General features: G+C 48.2%; 21 protein-coding genes. 6 read left to right on the top strand and 15 right to left on the bottom strand.

The annotated features are described in order from the left end of the window. Window positions 1-15: 15 nt before the first annotated feature. From msrB to NE619_RS07385, 7 genes are all read right to left on the bottom strand, one after another. Window positions 16-1023, bottom strand: coding sequence for a peptide-methionine (R)-S-oxide reductase MsrB (gene msrB / locus NE619_RS07415; RefSeq protein WP_256131768.1), 1008 nt, complete (start codon window positions 1021-1023; stop codon window positions 16-18). A 31-nt stretch (window positions 1024-1054) separates the two neighbouring features. Then, a complete protein-coding gene (locus tag NE619_RS07410; RefSeq protein ID WP_256131767.1) occupies window positions 1055-1579 on the bottom strand; it encodes a flavodoxin domain-containing protein in 525 nt (174 codons plus the stop codon). After that, window positions 1576-2076 carry a MarR family winged helix-turn-helix transcriptional regulator gene (locus NE619_RS07405; RefSeq protein ID WP_256131766.1) on the bottom strand — a complete coding sequence of 167 codons (501 nt, stop codon included), beginning with the start codon at window positions 2074-2076 and terminating at the stop codon, window positions 1576-1578. The genes NE619_RS07410 and NE619_RS07405 overlap by 4 nt, the downstream gene beginning before the upstream one ends. Before the next feature lie 80 nt (window positions 2077-2156). Then, window positions 2157-2900 carry an ABC transporter permease gene (locus NE619_RS07400; RefSeq protein WP_256131765.1) on the bottom strand — a complete coding sequence of 248 codons (744 nt, stop codon included), beginning with the start codon at window positions 2898-2900 and terminating at the stop codon, window positions 2157-2159. Then, on the bottom strand, window positions 2887-3618 hold the full coding sequence (locus tag NE619_RS07395; protein WP_256131764.1) for an ABC transporter ATP-binding protein: 732 nt from the start codon (window positions 3616-3618) through the stop codon (window positions 2887-2889). The genes NE619_RS07400 and NE619_RS07395 overlap by 14 nt, the downstream gene beginning before the upstream one ends. A gap of 52 nt (window positions 3619-3670) precedes the next feature. Then, the gene (locus NE619_RS07390) at window positions 3671-4444 is read right to left on the bottom strand and encodes a MerR family transcriptional regulator (protein WP_256131763.1); all 774 of its coding nucleotides are present in this window, start codon (window positions 4442-4444) and stop codon (window positions 3671-3673) included. Window positions 4445-4507: 63 nt separating this feature from the next. Then, window positions 4508-5158 carry a flavodoxin family protein gene (locus NE619_RS07385; protein WP_256131762.1) on the bottom strand — a complete coding sequence of 217 codons (651 nt, stop codon included), beginning with the start codon at window positions 5156-5158 and terminating at the stop codon, window positions 4508-4510. A gap of 134 nt (window positions 5159-5292) precedes the next feature. Here NE619_RS07385 and NE619_RS07380 point away from each other — a divergent pair, with 134 nt between their 5' ends. Together NE619_RS07380 and NE619_RS07375 are read left to right on the top strand one after the other, a co-directional pair. Next, window positions 5293-5709 carry a helix-turn-helix domain-containing protein gene (locus NE619_RS07380; protein WP_330640677.1) on the top strand — a complete coding sequence of 139 codons (417 nt, stop codon included), beginning with the start codon at window positions 5293-5295 and terminating at the stop codon, window positions 5707-5709. Window positions 5710-5727: 18 nt separating this feature from the next. Continuing rightward, window positions 5728-6153: a pyridoxamine 5'-phosphate oxidase family protein gene (locus NE619_RS07375; RefSeq protein WP_256131761.1), complete on the top strand. Its 426-nt coding sequence runs from the start codon at window positions 5728-5730 to the stop codon at window positions 6151-6153. Window positions 6154-6243: 90 nt separating this feature from the next. Here NE619_RS07375 and NE619_RS07370 read toward each other — a convergent pair whose 3' ends face one another. Beyond that, window positions 6244-7677 (bottom strand): MATE family efflux transporter, encoded by a 1434-nt coding sequence (locus tag NE619_RS07370; RefSeq protein WP_256131760.1) that lies wholly within the window; start codon window positions 7675-7677, stop codon window positions 6244-6246. Between the two features lie 119 nt (window positions 7678-7796). On the opposite strand from NE619_RS07370, the gene NE619_RS07365 reads away from it, so the two are divergent. Beyond that, the gene (locus NE619_RS07365) at window positions 7797-8345 is read left to right on the top strand and encodes a PadR family transcriptional regulator (RefSeq protein WP_256131759.1); all 549 of its coding nucleotides are present in this window, start codon (window positions 7797-7799) and stop codon (window positions 8343-8345) included. Here the strand turns inward: NE619_RS07365 and NE619_RS07360 are convergent. Then, complete coding sequence (locus NE619_RS07360; protein WP_256131758.1) at window positions 8342-9040, bottom strand: HutD family protein; 699 nt, start codon at window positions 9038-9040, stop codon at window positions 8342-8344. The two genes, NE619_RS07365 and NE619_RS07360, sit on opposite strands and share 4 nt — an antisense overlap. A 207-nt stretch (window positions 9041-9247) precedes the next feature. Here NE619_RS07360 and NE619_RS07355 point away from each other — a divergent pair, with 207 nt between their 5' ends. From NE619_RS07355 to NE619_RS07345, 3 genes are read left to right on the top strand one after another with little or no spacing between them, the layout of a single operon-like run. Then, a complete protein-coding gene (locus tag NE619_RS07355; RefSeq protein WP_256131757.1) occupies window positions 9248-9832 on the top strand; it encodes a DUF4342 domain-containing protein in 585 nt (194 codons plus the stop codon). 12 nt (window positions 9833-9844) lie between these two features. Next, a complete protein-coding gene (locus tag NE619_RS07350; RefSeq protein WP_256131756.1) occupies window positions 9845-10540 on the top strand; it encodes a response regulator transcription factor in 696 nt (231 codons plus the stop codon). Window positions 10541-10543: 3 nt separating this feature from the next. Continuing rightward, window positions 10544-11872: a sensor histidine kinase gene (locus tag NE619_RS07345; RefSeq protein ID WP_256131755.1), complete on the top strand. Its 1329-nt coding sequence runs from the start codon at window positions 10544-10546 to the stop codon at window positions 11870-11872. On the opposite strand, the gene NE619_RS07340 is transcribed toward NE619_RS07345, so the two are convergent. The 6 genes from NE619_RS07340 to NE619_RS07315 form a co-directional block, all read right to left on the bottom strand. Continuing rightward, window positions 11866-12807 (bottom strand): YitT family protein, encoded by a 942-nt coding sequence (locus NE619_RS07340; protein ID WP_256131754.1) that lies wholly within the window; start codon window positions 12805-12807, stop codon window positions 11866-11868. The genes NE619_RS07345 and NE619_RS07340 overlap by 7 nt on opposite strands. A 3-nt stretch (window positions 12808-12810) precedes the next feature. Then, window positions 12811-14163 (bottom strand): DNA methyltransferase, encoded by a 1353-nt coding sequence (locus NE619_RS07335; RefSeq protein ID WP_256131753.1) that lies wholly within the window; start codon window positions 14161-14163, stop codon window positions 12811-12813. Next, on the bottom strand, window positions 14160-15959 hold the full coding sequence (locus NE619_RS07330) for a YgiQ family radical SAM protein (RefSeq protein ID WP_256131752.1): 1800 nt from the start codon (window positions 15957-15959) through the stop codon (window positions 14160-14162). Before NE619_RS07330 ends, NE619_RS07335 begins: the two co-directional genes overlap by 4 nt. A 118-nt stretch (window positions 15960-16077) precedes the next feature. Next, on the bottom strand, window positions 16078-17544 hold the full coding sequence (locus NE619_RS07325) for a CHAP domain-containing protein (protein WP_256131751.1): 1467 nt from the start codon (window positions 17542-17544) through the stop codon (window positions 16078-16080). A gap of 1338 nt (window positions 17545-18882) precedes the next feature. Further along, window positions 18883-19488, bottom strand: coding sequence for a zeta toxin family protein (locus NE619_RS07320; RefSeq protein WP_256131750.1), 606 nt, complete (start codon window positions 19486-19488; stop codon window positions 18883-18885). A gap of 682 nt (window positions 19489-20170) precedes the next feature. Beyond that, on the bottom strand, window positions 20171-22270 hold the full coding sequence (locus tag NE619_RS07315; RefSeq protein ID WP_256131749.1) for a polyribonucleotide nucleotidyltransferase: 2100 nt from the start codon (window positions 22268-22270) through the stop codon (window positions 20171-20173). Window positions 22271-22414 lie beyond the last annotated feature (144 nt).

The raw sequence follows: 22414 nt of genomic DNA, 5'->3' as shown, positions 1-22414 counted from the left end.
TTCAGACCATCGAATTTAAAACAATTTCTTCAAATATCCGTACCCTTCCCTATCCAAGTCAGAATAAGGAATGAACCTGAGCGCAGCGCTGTTTATACAATAGCGCAATCCGCCCAATGCAGGCGGTCCGTCCTCGAAAACATGGCCCAAATGGCAATCACCAGCCCTGCTGCGCACCTCCGTACGGGTCATATGAAGGCTGTTATCTGTTCTTTCTGCGACTACTTGGGGGACAATCGGTTTTGCGAAGCTGGGCCAGCCGCAGCCTAATTCGAATTTATCTTTAGAGCTGAACAGCGGCTCCCCTGTGGCAATATCCACGTAAATCCCCTCATCAAAAACAGGTGCGTATTCATTGGTATATGGCCTTTCCGTACCATTATTTTGGGTTACCTCATACTGAATTGCGGTCAGTCTTTTTTTGAGTTCCTGCTCATCCGGCAGCGGATAATCTTCTTTTCTGATCAGCTGGTCTAAATCCGCAGCCAGGCCTTCCTCTTCTATGAACGCATCGGCATCCCCCAGATTGATATGGCAATAGCCGCCAGGATTTTTGCCCAAATAGTCCTGATGATATTCTTCGGCCGGAAAAAAATTATCCAGCGGCAGCACTTCCGTCGCAACCGGCTGTCCATATTTTTCTCTTTGTTTTTCAATAGCCGCCAAAATGGCAGGCAGATCGCCTTCATCCGTGTAGTAAATGCCGGAGCGGTATTGAACGCCCCAATCGTTTCCCTGCCTGTTGACACTGGTCGGATCTACCACCCGGAAAAAGGCTTTTAAAAGCGTTTCCGTAGGCAGAACCTCCGTATCATAGGTTACACGAACCGTTTCCGCATGGCCCGTATTCTTATAGCAAACCTCTTCATAGGTGGGATTTTTCGTATTCCCATTGGCATAACCGGCTATCGTGCCACAGACACCCGGCAGTTTTTTCAGATATGCTTCCAGCCCCCAGAAGCACCCGCCTGCCAGGTACAGTTCGTGCAGATTTTTCTTCTCTGTGTTTTTTATAGTTTCCATCCCTTAGTCTCCTTTTGCTTTCAGCCTTCTGTCACCGGATATAATCCAGCAGCGGTTCTAAATAAACCGGATCAGTCCAATCGCAGCTTTGTCCATCAAATTCAAGCAGCTCCTTCATCCATGGATCGAAGGTCTGCGGATCTTTTTTTCGCAGCGCCTTTTTCAGCAGCTTGCACAAGGTTCTGTCTTTGAAATTCATCTTGCTTTCATCATAAACACCGCGCCCATAAAATAGAGGCAGGTCTAACGAAAGCTGTTTTAAATTCTGTTCTTTAATCTGTTCCAACGCCTTCTCATCCAAGGGACTGGCGCCAACGGCAAAGAGGGCCGCTTTCTTGCCGGCCAGCGCCTCTGCATTCTTTTTCAGAGCTTTTACCGCAGAAATGCCTCCCGCATAGATCCCGCCGGCAATGACAACGCAATCGTAACGATCTGTGCGCTCCCAGTCATACTGTTCGATTTCAAAGACATCGCAGCAAAGCGCCTCTTTGATCCAATTGGCATACGTTTTCGCAGCGCCATATTTAGATTTATACAAAACCACAATTTTATTCATACTCGCTCCTTTGGCATTTGTTTTAATTTTGTTTCCAGGTTATCGATACCAGCATACAGCTTCATCAATAATTCAAATAGCTGTTCAACCTCTTGGACGCTGTAAACTTCAAAAAGATATTTCAGCTGATCCTGATACGCCGCGAATATATTGTTGAAATAGTCTTCCATTTTAGCTGTCGGCTCTATGCTCGACGCCCTGCTGTCGCCGCTGCTCCGGCTGATTTTTACAAACCCCTTCCGCTCCAGGGCATAGGCAAGCTTCTTTATATTCTGCCGGGAACAGCCCAGCAGCTTGCCCAGCTGAGTAAAGGTCAGCTGCTCCTCCGACTGTCTGACCATTGTTAAGAGCATGAATTGTTTCAGGGAAATCTGGGGAATGTTTTTATCAAATACGGTCTGCAGCCGGTTGCCCGCAATAAACAGGGTGCTGAAAATGGCTTTGATTCGATCTTCATTGGTGCCGGAAAATTTTTGTATTAAATCATTGATATCCATACGCTCCTCCATATAGGTAACTAGTTGCTTATATTATAGCAACTAGTTACCTATATGTCAATCGGTTTAGGGAGAAACCGTTATTCCCACCGGAAAAATCGAACTGCGATTCCACTGCACAGGACCAGCAGGACCGTTAAAAATACCATGGGAACAATGCCCAAAGCAGCAGGCTCTCCTAAGGAAACAATTTTTAAAAGCTTGATCCCCTGTGTTAACGGCAGCACATTTGCTATTTTCTGAAACACTTCCGGCATTACCTCATAGGGGAGCGTGGCCCCGGAAAAGATCAGCATTGGGAAATACAGTATGCTTGCCGCAATACCAGCCGTCTTCTGATCGGGTGCCAGTCCGCCCACGACCATGCCTATGCTGAACATGGACAGCATAACCAGCAGATAAGTGACTGCGAACCATACCAAGGAACCTTCCATCCGGTAACCAAAGAAAATCGCAGAAATGATATAGATCAGAATCACTGAAACAATGGCATAAATCGCATAGATCCCAATATGAACCATCAAAATCCGCGATGGGCTGACGGGAGTGACCTGAAATCGTTTCAGAATTTTTCTATGGCGATAGTCGGAAATCAAAAGGGGCAGTCCCATGACCCCTCCGGCGCAGATGGAAATGGTTGCAAGCGCCCCAAAGGACTGTTCAAAGAACGTGTATTCCGCACCGGAAAAGGCCGGTCTGTCTCCATAAATGAATCCCAGCAGAATCACCATCACCACCGGCAGGCAGATGGCGAAAATAAACATATCCATCCCTCTAAGAGATAGTTTCAACTCGATTTTAAGCATTGTTTTAAAGGTTTTCAATTTCTTCCTCCTCATCGGTAAACCAGAGATACGCTTGTTCCAATCGTTCATAAGGGCTTTTTCTTATCATTTCATTCACTGTGCCGCAGAAAACAACATCGCCTTTCTTTAATACCGCAACTCTGTCGCATAAAAGCTCTACTTCTTCCATAAAGTGTGACGTCAGAAAAATAGACAGTCCTGCCTTCTTCATTTCCAAAAGACATTTCCAAACTTCTCGTCTTGCTCTGGGGTCCAGCCCAGTCGTCAGTTCATCAAGAAACACAACCTTCGGATTTGGGATCAGGGCCAGCACAATAAACAGCCTCTGCTTTTCGCCGCCCGATAGTTCAGACACGAAGTTTTTCTTTTTTTCCGTAAGCCCCAATTGGTTCAGCAGGAAATGGTAATCGGCTGCTTTTCTGTACAGACAGCAGGTTTCCTCACACAACTCCCCCACCTTTATTTTATCGGGATAGCTGGCTTCCTGAAATTGCACGCCAACCTGCTCAAACAACTGGCTTCTCTGCTGCTGCGGATCGAGCCCCAGGATAGCCGCGGAACCCCGATCCGCCTTCTTCGTACCCAGGATACACTCTATGGCAGTGCTCTTTCCTGCGCCGTTGGCTCCAAGCAGGCCGAACACTTCGCCCTGCGCCACCCGCATGCTCATTCCGCGGACAGCAGGAATTCCTGAGTAAGACTTCCATAAGTCTTGTACGTCAATTGCTGTCTTCATTTTATTTTTCTCCTTTACTTATCTGTTTTTCTCCAAAATAATACCACCAGCTTCAAGTCTGGTGGTAAACTGTAGGGTAGTATTTTCGCATCGCGCAGAGCCGCCGCTCAATCACCTGGAAATTTTTCTTTGCGTGGGAAAGGGATGAAAGCAGCTGGTCGCAGGCACTGATAATATCTTCTCCGGCTTTGGGGGTGTCGATTATCGCTTTGATATCTGTGCCGGGATCGACGTCTACGGCCCGCAGCATCCGGAGGATAGAAGCCAGCGAGTAATTGGCGCATCGCAGAGAACGAATAATTTTAAGCCGCCGGATGTCCCGATCCGTATAAACCCGATATCCGTTGTGTTTTCGTTTCACAGAAAGGAGCCCATTCAGCTCCCAGTTTCTCAGAGTGTCAATGGTTATACACAGTAAATCGGCTGTTTCCTTTCTGGTCAGCCGCAGGGACGCATCTTCATCTTCCTGCAGGCCCCTGTCAAACAGCCCTTCGGTAATTTCAATAGCCTCTTCGGCATTTTTTTGCTCCCGCTCTACCTGCTGCAAGTACTCCTGCGTCAATACAATGGCCTCAGAAAATTCATTTCGCGCCGCTGCCTTTATGATGCGGACAGCTTGCTTTCGCAGCCCATTCTGCAGCACTTCCACCTGAAAAGCCAGGCGGGCGATTTGAAACTGCTCTATGTGCTGCCGGGTAAAGATACGGTATCCATTGGGTTGTCTTCGGGGCCTGCTGATCAGTTCCAGTTCTTCATACAGCCTTACCGTGTTGGGATGTATGCCGATTATTTTTGCCACTTCTGAAGTGGAATACGTTTTATCCATATTTGCCTCTCCTGTCTTCTATCAGCATAACACGAAAAGAAAGGCTGGTGTTATAGTGGATGGTTAAAGTTTTTCCGAGGCAAATTTCACGCCCAAATCAAACGCCTTTTGGCAATAAATCGGGAACTCTTCTTCCCGTGCTTTGGCCTTTTTCTCACTGTCAAAAGCCGTAGCAACATATTTTGAATAATCGTCAAACTGGTAGGTGTCATAGGCATATAATGCCTCGAAGTAGCCGAATCTCTCCTCCAGCGATGCTTCCGCAAAACGCAGAGAATCTCTGTATCCCAGTTCTTCCATTTGCGCTTCTGTGACATTCATCGTATAAATAAATCCCACCGGCAATTTCTTGGGGAACAGGCTTTTCCGATCCTTTGTATAAGAAAGACAGGAGAACAACAGGCGCTCCAAAAACGAACGCATCTCTCCGGTCACGGACGCAAAGTAGATGGGTGAGCCTAGAATAATTGCATCGGCTTCCGCAACCCAATCGAGCAGCGGCAATAGATCATCCAGATAAGCGCACTTGCCGTAGCTTTCGCCATCTTTTAACTTACAGGCAAAGCAGCTGACACATCCCTTGTAATTCAGCTTGTATAGATTCACGAATTCAGTCTCCGCCCCGCAGGAAGCCGCCCCTTCAAGGGCTTTTTTCAATAAGGTTCCCGTATTGTGATTTTCTCTCGGACTGCCATTGATCGCAATAATTTTCATAACTGTTTCCCTCCTGTCTCATATTGATTTTGTACTATTGATTATATATTAAGTGGAGCAGAAAAAACAGCACGACTTTTTCTTAAAAACCGGTATTCGATGTTATAATACAATCAGAACTGAGGAGGTAAAACATGAAAACGCGTGCGGAATACACCTGTCCTTTGGAATTAACTCATGATATTACAAAGGGAAAATGGAAACCTATTATCCTGTGGCAGCTTGGGAAAGGGACCCAGTCATTATCGAGTCTGAAAAAAGAAATCAATGGAATTACCCAAAAGATGCTGATTGAGCAGTTGAAAGAACTGATCGAGTATGGGATGGCTGCGAAAAAATCCTACGAAGGTTACCCTCTTAAGGTTGACTATTTTCTGACCCCACGAGGCGAGAAAATGCTGTGCGCCATCGAAATCATGCAGGAAATCGGCATTGAAATGATGATTGAGGACGATCGCGTTGATTTTTTGAAAAAAAGAATCTTTTGTAGCATAGTTACGAAAAAGTGGGTAATATGCAGCAAGCTTTTTTTGATTATAATTGGTTTATAGACAAGGAGGTACTCTACTATGATGAGAGATACGGAAAAAACCATTGGCAATTTAATTGATAAGCAGGGCGTCGCCTTTATCAGTTCCGTCGATAAAGACGGCTTCCCGAATACAAGAGCGATGCTGCCGCCCAGAAAGCGCGAGGGCATACACACCTTTTATTTTACAACCAATACCTCATCGCTGAAGGTCGCGCAATACCGAAAAAATGAAAAAGCGTGTATCTATTTTTGTGACCGGCGATTTTTCCGAGGCGTAATGCTGACCGGGACAGTTGAAGTTCTGGAGGATGCGGCCAGCAAAGAGATGATCTGGCAGGAAGGCGATACTATGTATTATCCAAAGGGAGTAACGGACCCGGATTACTGCGTACTCAAATTTACTGCTGAAAAGGGCAGGTATTACGCGAAATTCCAAACAGAAGAATTCCAGGTGCCGTTATAACTGCATCCAGAAACAAAACTGCGAAAAGATGGGACTCTCTCTCTGACAGGGCGCGGCGGCAAGCCCGCCCCCCTGTCTTCTGCGTCCATCCTATTCGGCAGGCTTTTCTTTTTTAGCCATTTCTCTGACTTCCTCAATGGCTTTATGTACCTCTTCCATATTTTCGCACCCTGCAAACTTATCCGCTACCAGTTCCTTGTGCAGTCCCACGGCCATAAACACCGTAATGCCCGCGGAAAGGACATCGGCGGCCGGCTGTGCGTAGAGAATACCGTTGGCTCCCCAAAGGCCCGGCAGGATCAGAATAACGGGCACAAAGCAAATTCCCTGCCTCAGGGCGCCGAGGATAAACCCCGCCCTTCCTTTTCCCAGCGCCAGAAAAAGAGATGAATATACGGTATAGAAGCCAAAGAGCATGAACGACAGTCCATTGGCCCTGAGGGCGTTTTGCCCAAAATTGACCATTTCTGCGTCATCTGCCGCAAACCCTGAGATAATGGGTTCTGAAAGCAATGCCGCAATGCATCCGAAGGCAATGCAAAACAGCGATGACCACAGCACTGCGGTTTTAATCGCTTTTTTCAGGCGGCCATAATCTCCAGCCCCGTAGCTATATCCGGCAATCGGCTGAAAGCCCTTTATAAATCCAAAGACCATCAGGCTGCCCATGGATATAATTCTCGTTACCGCTCCCATGGCTGCGATCATAGAGTCGCCGTATTCCTTCGCCTCCATATTGATAAGGGCAACGGCAAGGCTAATCAGCAGCTGGAAGACCAGCGTCGGAACGCCTATTTTAAAAATCTCCGAAAAAATTTCTTTTGAAAAGCAGCATTCCCTGACGCTGAACCGGAAAAGACTCTTTTTTCTCAAGATATAGCACAGATATACCGATGCGGAAACGATCTGGGAAATGGCTGTAGCGATGGCAGCGCCGGCTACCCCTAAATCCAACAGATAAATGAAGACCGGGTCCAAAAGGATATTCAGCATCGCCCCCGCCAGGAGCGCCAGCATGGTAGTCTTGGCCGCGCCCTCGCTTGTCACGAGATTGTTCATTGTGACATTGAACACGTTAAATATTGAGAAAACCATATAGATACCAGCATAAGTTTCCGCATAGGGCAGTATGCTTTCCGTCGCGCCCAGCAGCTTCAGCACCGGGCTTAAAAACAGGATCGTACCAATTATCAACGCCGCTCCCGCCAAAAGGCTGCTGTAAAGAGCGGTACTGGCTGCCCTTCCCCCAGTTTCCCTGTCACCACGCCCCAACAATCTGGAAATGTAAGATGCGGCCCCGTTTCCGAACAGCAGGCCTAATCCCACGACAGCCTGTCCCAGCGGAAAAACCACTGAAATCGCACCCATCTGGCTGCTCCCCAGGCCTCCTACAAAGTAAGCATCCACCAAATTGTACAGCGCATTAATCATCATGCCAATCATCGTGGGCAGCCCCATTGCTAAAAGGGCTTTGGGTATCGGCGTCTTCCCCAGCAGTTCCATTTTTCCATTGCGTCCATTCATATTGACTCTCCTCTCCGTTTTAATTATAAAGTATATTACTATAATTTATAGTAACTTGACAACGCTGTATATATTACTATAATTTATAGTAACTGTCAAGAGAAAAAAAGGAGGTCCTTATGGCTACAATTGATTTGATTGTCTTGGGAATGTTGAAAAAAGAGTCTTTAAGCGCTTATGACATTCAAAAGCTGGTGGAGTATCGAAACATATCCAAATGGGTGAAAATCAGCACCCCCTCCATCTATAAAAAAGTAATTCAGCTGGAGAAAAAGGGGTATGTTCAGGGCAATACCGTCAGGGAAGGGAAAATGGCCGAGAAAACCGTGTACGCTCTGACAGCTGCCGGAGAAAAAGAATTTGAAAGGCTTATGCTGGAAATTGCCGAAAAACCGATTCGCATTTTTTTAGATTTTAACGCAGTAATCGTAAACCTGGACAGCCTCCCGCCGGAAACCCAGGAATCCTGTTTAAGCGATATCGAGGCTAATATAAAAATACTCAAAGGTTATTTGCAGGAAAACCTCGAAAGGAAGAAAGACGCGGCGGAAATCCCGGAAACCGGGATGGCGGTCTTAAAGCAGCAGCTGATTCTGGCTGAGGCCATTGAAACCTGGGTTGGTTCGCTGCGGGAGCAAATGGACGGCGGGCCGGAACGTTCCCGCTAAAGTCCAGTTTCAGATGCGGAACCAATAGCCGCCCTCAAGCGCGCTGCCAGGTTTGCCCAAAATCCCTTTTCTCCGGCAATATCCTCCGCTGGCAGAACCAGGTCATCGTGAAAAATCTGGGCCCGGATCAGAACGCCCTCTCCCATGACGTCCACCGGCGTCTCCTCTCCGGCATCGCTGTAAATTACCAATTGCTCGCCCGGCCTTACCACCTGACGCTCTTCGCCGAAGGTTACCACGCCACAGCCCTCATGACAGTAAAAGGCCTGCCAGCTGTGAGCCTTTCCTTCAGAAGGTTCCCGCTCCGGAACCTGCCTTTCCTCCGTAAGCTCCAATACGTCCAGATACCCCGCGCCTCCCTTGCGAACCATCAGGTTATAGTCTTTAGTTTTACCGAAGCTCTTAGTTGAAAAGCCTCCGTCAAAACGATCCTGCTCCAATTCTTTGAGCCGGATCACCCGCTGACCTTCATAGGCCAGCACCGTATCGCCTTCCAGTACCACCAGCACCCGGTCATAATGCGGGAGGCTGGTAAATGCGGATACTTCCTGTTCTCCGGTCGCCAGGCTGAGCCGCCAGATAAAGTTCCGCTCCCCATAAGATGCTTCCCCGGGAAAGATGGCCAGTTCCTTTGTCTCTCCTCCGGACCATCTGCCCGTATGAAAATTTTCTTCCTTGTACAGTTTATAATTCATAAGGGTATTATACGCCAAATCCCAAAGGCAGGCAAGGAAGGACGCGGACCGGGAAGACTCCTGTTTTTCCCTGCGCTTTTGTGGTACAATAAGGCGATAGTGATTTTCTAATGATTTTCTAATTTTTCTTAAATTGCAGTCTAAGAAACCTTTTGTATGATAAGGCTGTAAACAGAAATCAACAGTAACAATCACGGAGGTAACGACATGGATCATTTGGAAAAAGTAGAAAAATTAAGACAGCGCGCGGACGTCAGCTATGAAGAGGCGAAAAAGGCACTGGAAGAATGCGATTGGGATATGCTGGACGCGCTGGTAAAGCTGGAAACCCAGGGAAAAGTAAAGGATGTGCCAAAGCAGGAAAGCGGTCAGGAAGGCTCAGCCGATACTGCTCAGGGATCCCAGCCTGCCCATCCCTTAACAGTCTGCGGTACCGAAGAAAGCGGCCGGCAGGACGAAAATAAAAAACAATCCCGCGGTAAGCAGGGAGATAATTTCTTTACCAAGCTGGGAAGAGCGATCAAATACCTGGTAAAAAAGGGCTGCGACAACAGTCTGGTCATCAAGCAGCACGGGCAGCCTCTGATGGATCTGCCGGTAATCGCTTTTATCATCCTGCTGATTCTCTTCTTCTGGGTAGTAGTGCCGATTATGGTCATCAGTCTTTTCTTTGACTTTAGCTATAATTTCAAAGGCGCGGACCTGGGGAAAGAACAAGTCAACCGGGCGATGGATTCGGCTACGGAAGCAGTCAATAATTTTAAGTCGGAAATAAAAAAGGACGATCGATAAGGAGCAAGCAGTATGTCAGTAAAAATTCTTCTCATAGAGGACGAAGAAAAGATCGCCAGATTCACCGAGCTGGAGCTGGTACATGAAGGTTATGAGGTAGGAAAAGCCGCCGATGGCCGCACAGGTCTTGAAATGGCCAAGAGCGGAGCCTACGACCTGGTCCTTTTGGATATCATGCTGCCGGAGCTTTCCGGTATGGAGGTGCTGCGCCGCCTGCGCAAGACTTCTCAGGTTCCGGTTATCATGCTCACGGCCAGAGACGCGGTCATGGATAAGGTGTCCGGGCTGGATATGGGAGCGGATGACTATATTACCAAACCCTTTGCCATTGAAGAGCTGCTGGCCCGAATCCGGGTGGCGCTGAAAAAGGCTCCCAAAACCGAAACCGCGGCAGCCGCCGGCGAGGAAAAGCCCCTGGTTTACGGCCGGCTGCGCATGGATACGGCCCGCCATACCGTGACCTATGGGGACGCGCCCATTGATCTGACCAAACGGGAATTTTTACTGCTGCGCACGCTTTTGGAAAACAAGTCCATCGTCCTGAGCAGGGATACCCTGCTGGAACGGGTATGGGGATACGATTATATGGGGGAAACGAACGTAGTAGATGTGTATGTGTATTATTTACGGAATAAAATCGACGACGTGTTTGGCGAAAAAATTATTCACACAGTCAGAGGAATCGGGTATGTGATAAAGGATAAATAGGTTATGAACGAAACAAAAAAAATGAGATCCATCGCCAGGAACATCAATCGAAGCTGGGTGGCAGGCCTTTTTGCCGCCTTTCTTCTTTTCGACATTCTGGCGGCGGGAATGACCATAGGCGGCTGGTGCTATTTTCAGGAGACCTCACGGGGCGCCGAATTCAGCATCAAAACGCCCCGTCACTTTGAAACGATCAACGCCGATCAGATACCAAAAGAGCATCAAAATTATGCGGAAAAGAGCAAGCGCTGGATTCTTGTGCCCTTCCAGGAAACCATGATACGGGCCGAGTACGTTTATGAGAACGAGCGCGGGCAGGAAGTCTCCGTCTATGCGGGAAAATTCCTGGTATTTTCCTGGCGGTGCCTGGCATTGATTATCGTCATCCAGCTGCTGACCCTGCTGTCGGATATGCTGACCGGCTCCCGCAAGGCGCGCAGGCAGCTGTCTCCGCTCTACGAGATGACGCAGAAGGCCAAGGAACTGACCGAGGCGGCAGCCTTTGACGAAGATAAATTCCATGATCTGGAGGACGCCATCAGCCAGATCAGCCCCACCGGCCCGGACGCAAGACTGCAGACAGGTGATACGGAGCTGGAAGGGCTGGAGCAGGCAGTCAACAGTCTGCTGGACCGTATGCGTCAGTCTTATCAGCAGCAGGCCCGCTTTGTCTCCGATGCCTCCCATGAGCTGCGGACGCCCATCGCTGTCATACAGGGCTACGCCAATATGCTGGACCGCTGGGGAAAAGAGGATGAAAAGATCCTCGGGGAATCCATCGAAGCCATTAAAAGCGAATCCGACCATATGAAAAAGCTGGTGGAACAGCTGCTGTTCCTGGCAAGGGGCGACAGCGGCAGGACCAAGCTGACCATGGAGGAATTCTCCCTCACCGATACCATCAAAGAGGTCTTCGATGAGTCCGTGATGATCGATCCCGACCACCATTACCGTTTGAAGGAATCTGAGGATGTACGGATTATCGGAGATACGGCCATGGTCAAGCAGGCCGCCCGTATCCTGGTGGATAACGCTGCCAAGTACACGCCCTCCGGTGCTGAGATCGTTCTGCAGGTCAAAAAAAATGAAAAGAACCACGGATGCTTCGTGGTTCAGGATGAGGGAATCGGCATCGCAGCCGGCGATGTTCCCCATGTATTCGAGCGGTTCTTCCGCGCCGACCCTGCCAGAGGAAGGGAAAGCGGAGGTACAGGACTGGGGCTTTCCATCGCCAAATGGATCGTTGACCGCCACGGCGGATATTTTCAGGTCCTCAGCAGAGAAGAGATCGGCACCAGAATCACGGTCTGCTTTCCCGGCACTTCTCACTGATCCTTTTCAAGGTCATTAAAGCCCTCGCCCGTTCCCCACACCGTTTCTACCGGGAGCACGGTCACCAGGGCTTTTTTATCCAATTCCGCCACCTTGCGCTTAACCAGTATGCTCTCCCTCGGCGAACACATGACGCTGAGCTGCGTATACTGGTTTTTTGTGTATTCGCCTGTGATTTCCATGCTGGAAACGCCTCTGCGGATGTCTTCTATGATATAGCGGCTCACGGCCTGCTTTTGGGATGTGATGATCTCCAGCCGCACAATCTTGGTTTCAAACCCGTACATGACGATATCCACCATCCTGCTGATGATGACCTGTGTAATCAGTGCGTACAGGGCAATGTTCCTGCCGAATATAAAGGCGGAAGCAGCGATAATCACCCCGTCGATGGCCAGCAGGATCTTACTGAGGCTGTAATGGGGAAACAGCTTCTTTTTCAGAATCTTAGCGATGGCCTCGGTTCCGCTGAAGCTATAGCCCCGCCAAAAAACCAGTCCTACGCAGACGCCGGAAAAAACGCCGCAGAAAACAGCTGCCAAAAGTATGTCCTTATCCTCCAAGAGCTGCAAGTCCAGCTTCTCAAAGACAAAGATCGCCGCCGGGAAAACGATGGTCAGCAGCAGGATCTTGCGGAATTCCCGCAATCCCAGAAAGATAACCGCAACGATTAGAATCACAATAGAACCACCGTAGTAAAGCAGAGAAAAATCCAGGGGAACAAAGTTCTGAACAATGCGGACGATTCCCGTCAGTCCTCCGCTGGTGAGCCCGTTGGGGATCATCACTCCCACGGTGGAGAAGGCTCCCAGACAGCATGCTATCAGCAGAAAAAAGGAGTCGGCGGCTGCCGCCTTTATCCGCTCTTTGCGGAAGGTTTCCCTGATCGCGTTTCTTTGTTTTTGACTGAGCAGCCTCTGTCTCCTGTTTCCCATCCGTTACTCTCCTGCGTGTAAGATTTTCAGTGTACTGTTGCCGAACACATCCACGGCGCGAATACTGATTTTATCCATATTGTGCCCGATCTGCCGGCAAACTTTCTCAATCCTGTCTTTTTCCTTGGGAAAAGAAAATTCCGGATTATGTATCTTTCCGTCATAGTGAAAATCCACGCTCCAATATTCCAACAGCTGCAGAGAATCTTTTTTGCGGAACTTGTTAATCACGTCCCGGTCTTTTCCCTGGAGGGGAATGTGCTTCAGATCCAGATCATAACCTTCCAGCGTAACGGTCACCAGTTTTTTATCGGTAAACTCGATCGGTTCTGTTTCCAGTCTGACCCGCAGTTCCTCGCTCTTTTCATCCGCCTCTGTTTCCAACAGGGTGAAGGTGCTTTTTTTAACGGACATGCGTTTGAGACTGCTGGCTGTGGCAATGCCGCCCACATCGCAGGAAATCCACTGTCTGCCCAGTTTTTCCGCTGTGGCCGCCAGGGTACCCGAGCCGCCGAAAAAGTCGGCGCACAGATCTCCGGGCCTGCTGCAGCTCTCTATGATCCGGGAAAGGAGCTGTTCCGGCTTTTGGGTGGCATAGCCCGTTCTCTCGGCAGAGGTCCTGCCCACCATGTCCACCTGCCAGACATCCTTCATATTGACCATCGTATACCAGCCCAGATCATCCTTGTACTCCTTGACGCCTTTAAAACGGTAAGGCTTGTAGCCCCGATTGTAGGATTTTTCCTGCAGCGGCTGAAAATAATATTTCTTGCTCTTTCCGTAAAACAAAAGCGTATCGTGTTTTCTGGAAAAGTTCCGTTTCCCGGTTCCTCCGGATTTATAGTTCCAGATGATCTCATTGACAAAGCAGTCCTCTCCGAAAATCTCGTCCAAAAGGATCTTCACATAATGGACCACATGCCAGTCCAGATGGACCCAGAAACAGCCTTCCTCCGAAAGCAGGTCGCGGATAAAGAAGAAGCGGATGCACAGCATGCGCAGGTATTCCTCCATGCCGGTCTTCCACAGATCATCGTAGGCAGTGGGCTTGATGGCCGGCGCATCTTCGATCAGCGGCGATTTCAGCTTGATTACCGCGTCATAGCTGGCTTTGGAATAAAAGGGCGGGTCCATATAGATCAGCTGGATTTTTCCTTCCATGTCCTTTTCCCGGATCAGGTACTGGATAAACTCCAGATTGTCTCCCCGCGCCAGAAGGCTGTCGCTCTCCGACTGGGTATGGTTGATCTTTTCCACCGGGCAAAAGCTCCTGCCCGCGGGAATGGATTTTTTTATCTCTTCGTATTCTTCTTTGCTTTCTTCCAGGATAGAAGGAAGTAAATAAATCAAGCTCATCGTTTTCTGCCTTTCCTTTTGTTGTTATGATCGGAAAGCACCGGTATGAGATCCTTTCGTCCGGCCTTTTCCAGTGCGGCCTGCACAAGCTTTCGGTTCTCCGGCTTGTGAAAATGGATCAGGGCCCGCTGCATCTTTTTTTCTTCCAGGTCTTTGGCTACATAGACAGGCTCCCCGGTAAAGGGGTCCTCTTCCGTGTAATACATGCAGGTAGCCAGCGTTCCCGGCGTAGGATAGAAGTCCTGCACCTGATCGGGAATAAAGTGGTTTTCTTTGAGAAAGAGCGCCAGCTCTACGGCGTCCTCAAGCCTGCTGCCCGGATGGGAGGAAATGAGATAGGGGATCAGGTATTGCTTTAATCCCAGCTTCTCGTTGATCTTCCTGTAGCTTCTGCTGAAATCTTCAAAGACTTCTTTTCCCGGCTTCCGCATATATTTCAGCACGTGCTGCGATACATGCTCCGGCGCTACCTTGAGGGTTCCGCTGACATGGTGGTGGCACAGTTCCCGAAGAAAAGAGTCATCTTTATCCGCCATCACGTAGTCGTAACGGATTCCCGAACGGATGAATACCTTTTTAATTCCCGGAATGTCGCGGAGTTCCCGCAGCAGCCGCAGGTATTCGCTGTGGTCGATTTCCATCTGGCCGCACGGCTTTGGATAGAGGCAATCCTTATTTTTACAAACCCCGGCCTTCAATTGTTTTTTGCAGGCGGGATGGCGGAAATTGGCCGTAGGCCCGCCTACATCGTGGATATAGCCTTTGAAATCCGACCTGTGGGTCAGCGCTTCCGCTTCCTTTACCAGGGACGCTATGCTGCGGCTGCGGAGCTCCCTGCCCTGATGATAGGTGAGCGCACAGAAGCTGCATCCTCCGAAACAGCCTCGGCTGCTGGTGAGGCTGAAACGAACTTCTTTCAGAGCCGGAACGCCTCCGTCTTTTTCATACATGGGATGCGCTTCTCCTTCGTAGGGCAGCTCATAAATCTGATCCAGTTCCTCCCGTTCCAGAGGTGGCTGAGGAACGTTCTGTACCACGCACAGCTTCTCTCCGTAAGGCTCCATGAGCCGTTTTCCCTGAATGGCGTCGTTATTTCGATACTGGAGGGCAAAGCTGTCTCCGTATCGCCTTTTACTGTCTGTGATCTCCTCAAAGGATGGAAGGATGATGGTTTCGCTGTCAGCATCCTCTACGCTGCCTTTGACGCAGGTTCCCCGTATCCAGCCAATGTCCTTTGCTTCGATCCCTGAGTCTAGCGCTTCCGCGATTTCCACCGCGGCCCTCTCGCCCATGCCATAGATGAGTATATCCGCTTTTGCGTCCAGCAAAACAGAACGGCGCACTTTATCGTCCCAGTAGTCATAGTGGCCCAGACGGCGCAGACTGGCTTCCAGTCCCCCGATAATAATGGGTACGTCCTTGTAGGCTTCCCGTGCTTTGTTGCTGTAGACGATGACCGCCCGGTCGGGACGCAGCCCGGCCTTTCCTCCCGGAGAGTAGTGGTCCGTCCTGCGTCTGTGCTTGAATACGGAAAAATGGTTGACCATGGAATCCACGTTGCCGCTGTTGATGAGAAACCCCAGCCTTGGCCTTCCAAAGCGGGTAAAATCCTTTGTGCTCCGCCAGTCCGGCTGGGCGAGGATCGCCACCTTGTATCCGAAACGCTCCAGCACTCTGCTGATAATTGCCGTTCCGAAGGACGGATGATCCACGTAAGCGTCCCCTGTCACCAGAACGAAGTCCACCTGCTCCCATCCTCTTTCCTGCATATCTTTTTTTGAAACCGGTAAAAACACGATTCCCTCCTTTTGAACTGCAAAATTCCCTATTGAGTTTTTCTCCAAATAGGGAATTCTGTCTGTCTGATGTTTTTTTCTTAATGTTTTTTTGTCTTACTCTGTCTTATGGTCAAAACTATTTCACCCTGGTCGTATAGGACAGCTTGATCCAATAGCCGTTGGTTTTCAGTTTGCCCCATCCGTTCTTTTTCTGCTTAATCACATAAGTTCCTTTTTTGATTTTGCCTTTGCTCTTATATTTGGTGCCCGGACCGCTTCGCATGTTCAGGCCGGAAACCTTGATTTTCACTTTATAGCTTGCCTTGGAAGCGGAACTGCTGGATGAGGATGCCTTTGTATATGCCAGACTGATCCAATAGCCGTTTTTCTTCAGCTTGCCCCAACCGTTTTTGGTCTGCACCACCTTGTAGGTTCCTTTTTTGATCTTGCCCTTGCTCTTATAATTCGTGCCCGGACCGCTCCGCATGTTCAGCGAAGTCACTGCTATTTTAACTTTGGTCTCTTTGGACCTGGTAATTTTTATCTGGTAATTCTTTACGGCCCCGTTCTGGGCGGTAACTTTTACGTTTTTCGTGTTGGTGCCTGTGGAAAGTTTCACTGTTCCCGTACCGGAAACCTTTGCCTTGGAGTCAGCCTTGGTCGCCTTAATTTTAACCGAGGAAACGTTGCTGGGCACGGTCAGCGAGTAGGATGTGGTTCCGGCTTTAAAGGCCGGTGACAGGGAATATCCGCTGACGCTGAGCGACTTGAGGCTGTTGCTGCCACTGTCGGAATTGGACACCCTTGTAGTATATTCCAGGCTGATCCAGTATCCGTTGTCTTTGAGCTGGCCCCACTCGCCGTCAGAGGTGACAGCTTTCAGCTGATAAGTGCCCTTGGCGATCTTTCCCATGTTGGAATAACCGGTTCCCGGACCGCTTCGCATGCGCAGATCCGACACATCGACCCTTACGCTGTAGTTTGCCGATACGCTGCCCTGGTTGCTGGGCGTTTTATCGGTAACGTATATGTATCCCTTTGGAGTTCCGTTGCTGCTCCATGGTTTACCATAATGGAAGAAGAAATCGTCTGTGGAGCTGGGTCCGTAGGTTCTGGTCTGCCATCCCGATTCCGAAACGTAGATCTGCCCGCCGACAACTTTTTCTATGAAAGCTACGTGCGTTCGATATACGACCAGCGCTCCTGCTTTTGGCGTTGAACCGTATGGATAGAATCCACCTTTTTTATTGCACTCCCACCAGTCTCCCGCATTTCCGCGCAGATCGGGATTGAGAGGCGCTCCCAGGACTTCACTGGCTCTGCTGTAAGCCCACCATGTACAATTTCCCCAGACATAGCCTCCTGTCTTTCCATCGTCCATGATGCCCTTGTAGTATTTGAAATCCGGGGCCAGTCTGCCCGCCTTCCAAAAGCGGTTCAGATCCGAATAATAAAATCTGGCGTTGGGATCGTTGAGCCTGGGCATGCTTGTCCGAATGGTAAAGCTGGCTGCCGCCGCTTCTTCCGGCTTTGCGCCCATAGGGGCCAGCATCGTCACTGCCAGAAACAGTATGAGCAGCGCAGACAGAAATCTTCGTTTCATAGTTGCCTCTCCTTTGTTTACATAAAATCTTTGTCTATTGTATCATTTGTTGTTATTTTTTGTCAAACTTTGTTTATCTGGTTGATTCTTCCTACGAATTTAATCCTGCACTTTTCTACGATTATATCTTTTTTTGCAAAAAAGAACAATATTTCCAACGCAAACTTTTTCCTCCAAAAGCTTGAAATTTCAATGTATGCAGTGTAACCTTCCCGATTGGCGCAATGGATAACAAGATATGGTGTAGTGAAAAATAAGATGGTACTAGGGTTGAAGAGAGGCTTTTGGCGATCAGGCGGCTTTTTCGCTCAGGCGATGGACTCTGCCGGAATCTGCTGGACTCTGCCGGACTCATAGCCTGAGCGCTCTTGGCGCTTTTTGATTTTAAATAAGGGCTGAGCGGACGAAAACAGTGGGTTTGCGGGATTTTAGCCCGCAGCTTTCATCAAATCCGGTATCTGAACAGGCTGAAATGGCGGGAAACGTTGAAAAAAGATCCGCTTTTAAACTTTTATTATGGGTAAAGCGCCGGAATCGCTTTATCAAATTAAATTGCGAAAGAAAAACGATGGCCGCCATCTGAGAAGTCATAGTGCATATCTTCATTTTCATGATAATGCGCCGCTTCTTTTCTTGAAAATCCGCATTTTAAAAAGATTTCATGGCAAAAAATAAAGATAAAAACACTTAAATTGACATATATGGTAAATTATGTTATATTCATTTTAAAGAGCAATCGTGTTGCAGGGTGGTGTTGGCCTTCATTCTAACTTACATAGAATGGAGGTGATGTCTATGAAACATTTCGATTTTAAAGATCTTATGGCTTTTGGAATGTTTATTTTAGCGTTGCTGACATTCATTTATTTGATTTGTCACTAACTTAACATAGAAAACCACCCCAAAACTTGACCGGTTGGAGGGTGGTTTTTCTAAACTCATAATCAGGTCAACCCACCTTATGGGCGGTTGCTCTTTTTGTATTTATATCATAGCAGGTTCCAGTATTTTATTCAAGAGTTTTTTAGCGCAGCGCCGGAATCTGCTGGGCTCAGAGCCTGAGCGCTTTTGGCGCTTTTTGATTTTAAATAAGGACTGAGCGGACGAAAACAGTGGGTTTGCGGAATTTCATCTTGCCACTTTCATCAAATCCGGCATCTGAACAGGCTGAAATGGCGGGAAACGTTGAAAAAAGATCCGCTTTTAAACTTTTATATCGGGCAAAGCGCCGGAATCGCTTTATCATATTAAATCACAAAAGAGGGACGATGGCCGCCATCTGAGAGGTCATAGTGCATATCTAGTGAAAAGTTAAAACTCCCCGCAGAACAGGAAGTTTTAATATAGACTTTTTTCATTTAAATTCTTGGCCTGCAGATTCTCTATCCCGGTCAACAGCTGAATATCTTCAAGTTTCCAATCTTCATTTTCATGATAATACGCCGCTTCCTTTCTTTTCTTAAAAATCCGGAAAGGGAAATCCGTATTATCATAGATGTGACAAATATCACAGCACTCAACTACACAGGATAAAAGAGCAAGAGATTTATCATAGCGTTCCATAATTTTTTCTGTTGGGACATCATGCCCACCCGTATACACTCGCATTTTTACTCTTTCAACATTAATCATGGGGTCTGCAGTGATGACATAGAACCCACGAATAAAATATCCGGCTGCTTTCGCTCTTTGCAGGAGCTTTAAATTTCTATCGGTAGATAAAACAGTTTCAAACGCAAAGTTCTCTGATTTTTCCAGATAGGACTCTCTTCGCGCTGTTGCCAGTTTAGCAGCTTCAATATCACTGCAATCGAGAATTTTTTTAATTTCATCCGCATTAATATATTTATATGGCGGACGAATCAAATCAGTAATTGTGCTTTTCCCTGATCCATTGGGACCGGCAAAAAACGTAATTTCCGGTTTCCTATTTCTTTCGTTCACTATATCTCCCCCGTTTTGATCGTGATCCGACTTTTACTAGTTCTCCACCGGACATTTCATGAAAAATCTCTCCTGTATCCCGATTATATCTTACGATTGGAGCTCTCATAGCCTTACGCCGTTCTAACTCAATAGCTACTGATCTTTTTACGCGCAGGTCTAATTCAGCATCATTAATAATATGTGTATTTTTTCCAGTCACTGTTTCACCAACTTTCTAAACTTCCAAATTTATTTATGCCTTATACCTATTATACACGAAATAGTTTAAAAAAGTTTAATCTCTTTCTTATCTTTAAAGGTTTCCAGTATTTTATTCAAGAGTTTTTTAGCTCAGAGCCGGGATCTGCTGGGCTCAGGGCCTGAGCGCTTTTGGCGCTTTTTGATTTTAAATAAGGACTGAGCGGACGAAAACAGTGGGTTTGCGGGATTTCATCTTGCCACTTTCATCAAATCCGGCATCTGAACAGGCTGAAATGGCGGGAAACGTTGAAAAAAGATCCGCTTTTAAACTTTTATATCGGGCAAAGCGCCGGAATCGCTTTATCATATTAAATCGCAAAAGAAAAATGGCGGCATTAAAGGCCCCATTTCTCTCGCTATCCCCTTAATCCTCCTAAAGAAGCATAAACAAAAGAGCCAGCCCCGCGGGGTCGGCTCCATTCCTTATATAAAGTGAGTTTTACAGCAATTCTTTTCTGGAAAGATTGATTCTGTTCTGGCTGTCGATTTCGGTTACTTTTACTTTCAGCTTGTCACCTACGCTCACCACATCTTCAACCTTTTCCACACGATGCTTGGCCATCTTGGAGATATGCAGCAGGCCTTCCTTGCCAGGCAGGATCTCAATGAAAGCACCAAAGTTCATCAGTCTGGTGACGGTACCTTCGTAGATTTCGCCCACTTCAACGTCCTTGGTCAGCATCTCCACTTCATTGAGGGCCGCATGGGCGCTTTCCATATCAGGAGCTGCGATATATACAAGGCCGGTATCGTCGATATCGATCTTAACACCTGTGTCTCCGATGATCTTGTTGATCGTCTTGCCTCCCGGTCCGATGACGGTTCTGATTTTATCCGGGTCGATCTGCAGCGAGATAATTCTCGGAGCATACGGTGACAGTTCTTTTCTCGGCTCAGGAATTTCTTCCAGCATTTCCTGCATGATGTGCATTCTGCCTTCGTAGGCCTGGGCCAGCGCGTCCTGCAGCACCTGCTTGGAAAGTCCGTGAACCTTGATATCCATCTGAATGGCAGTGACGCCCTTCTTGGTTCCCGCAACCTTAAAGTCCATATCGCCCAGGAAGTCTTCCATGCCCTGGATATCGGACAGAATAGCCATCTTGCTGCTGCCGTCTTCTTCTACCCGCTCAATCAGTCCCATAGCGATTCCCGCTACCGGAGCTTTGATGGGCACGCCGGCATCCATCAGAGCCAGACAGCTTCCGCATACGGACGCCTGGGAAGTGGAACCGTTGGAAGATAAAATTTCCGATACCACACGAATGGCATAAGGAAATTCTTCGACGCTTGGCAGCACCGGGATCAGCGCTCTTTCCGCCAGAGCTCCGTGGCCGATCTCTCTTCTTCCCGGGCTTCTCATCGGCCTTGCTTCACCTACGGAATACGGCGGGAAGTTGTAGTGATGCATATATCTCTTTTCCGTCTGCTCGGTAATGCCGTCGATAGTCTGGGCATCTCCCATAGCGCCCAGGGTAGCAACAGACAGAGCCTGAGTCTGACCTCTCTTGAACAGGCCGGAACCGTGAGTTCTCGGAAGAACGCCGGTCTCCACCCAGATCGGACGGATTTCATCCAGTTTCCGATTGTCGGGACGGATACCATCGTCCAGAATCATGCTTCTCACCTGTTCTTTGGTGATGGCATAGAGAACATTATTGATATCCTTTGCGTTCTCCGGATAGATTTCTTCGAAATGCTCCTTGGTTTCCGTTTCCACGGCATCCATGTTGTCCAGTCTTTCCATCTTATCGTAAGTCTGGATCGCAGCGCGCATTTTATCTTCCGCGTAAGCTCTTACAGCGGTGTTGATCTCTTCCGGAACTTCGTAAAGATCCAGTTCTTTTTTCGGTTTGCCCACTTCGGCTACAATGTCCTCGATAAAGGCAACAATCTTTTTAATTTCTTCATGAGCAAACATGATAGCGTCGAGGATATCCTCTTCCGCAACCTCATTGGCTCCTGCTTCTACCATCATGATGGCTTCCTTTGTACCGGAAACAACCAGATGCATATCGCTGTTTTCTCTCTGCTCCAGGCTCGGATTGACAACGAACTGTCCGTCCACTCTGCCGATGAGAACCGAACCGGTCGGTCCGTCCCACGGAATGTCGGAAATAGCCAGCGCTACGGATGATCCGATCATAGCCGCGATCTCCGACGGCGCATCGTTATCCATGCACATTACGGTGGCAACTACCTGTACATCATTGAAAAATCCTTTTGGAAACAGCGGGCGAAGCGGCCTGTCCATCAAGCGGCAATTCAGGATCGCTTTCTCGCTGGGTCTGCCCTCTCTTTTGATAAATCCCCCTGGAATCTTTCCTGCTGCGTACATCTTTTCTTCATAGTCGCAGCTGAGCGGGAAAAAGTCGATGTCCGGTCTCGGCTCTTTGGACATAACGGCGGTGACATTGACTACCGTATCTCCGTATTTTACCATAACCTGACCATTTGCCATCTCGCAGACTTTTCCTATCTCCAGCTCCAAAAGCTTGCCTCCGACAGCAGTTTTAAACGTTCTGTAATCTGTGAATTTCATTAACAACTACCTCCTGTTAATTTCTTCTCCTCAAAATCTAAAAAAATGCGTTTTTCGCATAAAAAAAGTAGAACCGACAAAATCCCCCTTCGGAACTCCGTCAATATCGTCTTGAGACGATATTTCCTACATATTAAAAAATCA

This window comes from Anaerovorax odorimutans (genome assembly GCF_024459955.1).
GTDB lineage: Bacteria > Bacillota > Clostridia > Peptostreptococcales > Anaerovoracaceae > Hominibacterium > Hominibacterium odorimutans_A.
This window is presented reverse-complemented; position numbering and strand designations above follow the sequence as displayed.

Bases quoted from the DNA above. Each gene is read 5' to 3' on its own strand.
- msrB (WP_256131768.1), bottom strand. From the start codon at position 1,023: ATGGAAACTATAAAAAACACAGAGAAGAAAAATCTGCACGAACTGTAC.
- NE619_RS07410 (WP_256131767.1), bottom strand. From the start codon at position 1,579: ATGAATAAAATTGTGGTTTTGTATAAATCTAAATATGGCGCTGCGAAA.
- NE619_RS07405 (WP_256131766.1), bottom strand. From the start codon at position 2,076: ATGGATATCAATGATTTAATACAAAAATTTTCCGGCACCAATGAAGAT.
- NE619_RS07395 (WP_256131764.1), bottom strand. From the start codon at position 3,618: ATGAAGACAGCAATTGACGTACAAGACTTATGGAAGTCTTACTCAGGA.
- NE619_RS07390 (WP_256131763.1), bottom strand. From the start codon at position 4,444: ATGGATAAAACGTATTCCACTTCAGAAGTGGCAAAAATAATCGGCATA.
- NE619_RS07385 (WP_256131762.1), bottom strand. From the start codon at position 5,158: ATGAAAATTATTGCGATCAATGGCAGTCCGAGAGAAAATCACAATACG.
- NE619_RS07380 (WP_330640677.1), top strand. From the start codon at position 5,293: ATGAAAACGCGTGCGGAATACACCTGTCCTTTGGAATTAACTCATGAT.
- NE619_RS07375 (WP_256131761.1), top strand. From the start codon at position 5,728: ATGATGAGAGATACGGAAAAAACCATTGGCAATTTAATTGATAAGCAG.
- NE619_RS07370 (WP_256131760.1), bottom strand. From the start codon at position 7,677: ATGAATGGACGCAATGGAAAAATGGAACTGCTGGGGAAGACGCCGATA.
- NE619_RS07365 (WP_256131759.1), top strand. From the start codon at position 7,797: ATGGCTACAATTGATTTGATTGTCTTGGGAATGTTGAAAAAAGAGTCT.
- NE619_RS07360 (WP_256131758.1), bottom strand. From the start codon at position 9,040: ATGAATTATAAACTGTACAAGGAAGAAAATTTTCATACGGGCAGATGG.
- NE619_RS07355 (WP_256131757.1), top strand. From the start codon at position 9,248: ATGGATCATTTGGAAAAAGTAGAAAAATTAAGACAGCGCGCGGACGTC.
- NE619_RS07350 (WP_256131756.1), top strand. From the start codon at position 9,845: ATGTCAGTAAAAATTCTTCTCATAGAGGACGAAGAAAAGATCGCCAGA.
- NE619_RS07345 (WP_256131755.1), top strand. From the start codon at position 10,544: ATGAACGAAACAAAAAAAATGAGATCCATCGCCAGGAACATCAATCGA.
- NE619_RS07340 (WP_256131754.1), bottom strand. From the start codon at position 12,807: ATGGGAAACAGGAGACAGAGGCTGCTCAGTCAAAAACAAAGAAACGCG.
- NE619_RS07335 (WP_256131753.1), bottom strand. From the start codon at position 14,163: ATGAGCTTGATTTATTTACTTCCTTCTATCCTGGAAGAAAGCAAAGAA.
- NE619_RS07325 (WP_256131751.1), bottom strand. From the start codon at position 17,544: ATGAAACGAAGATTTCTGTCTGCGCTGCTCATACTGTTTCTGGCAGTG.
- NE619_RS07315 (WP_256131749.1), bottom strand. From the start codon at position 22,270: ATGAAATTCACAGATTACAGAACGTTTAAAACTGCTGTCGGAGGCAAG.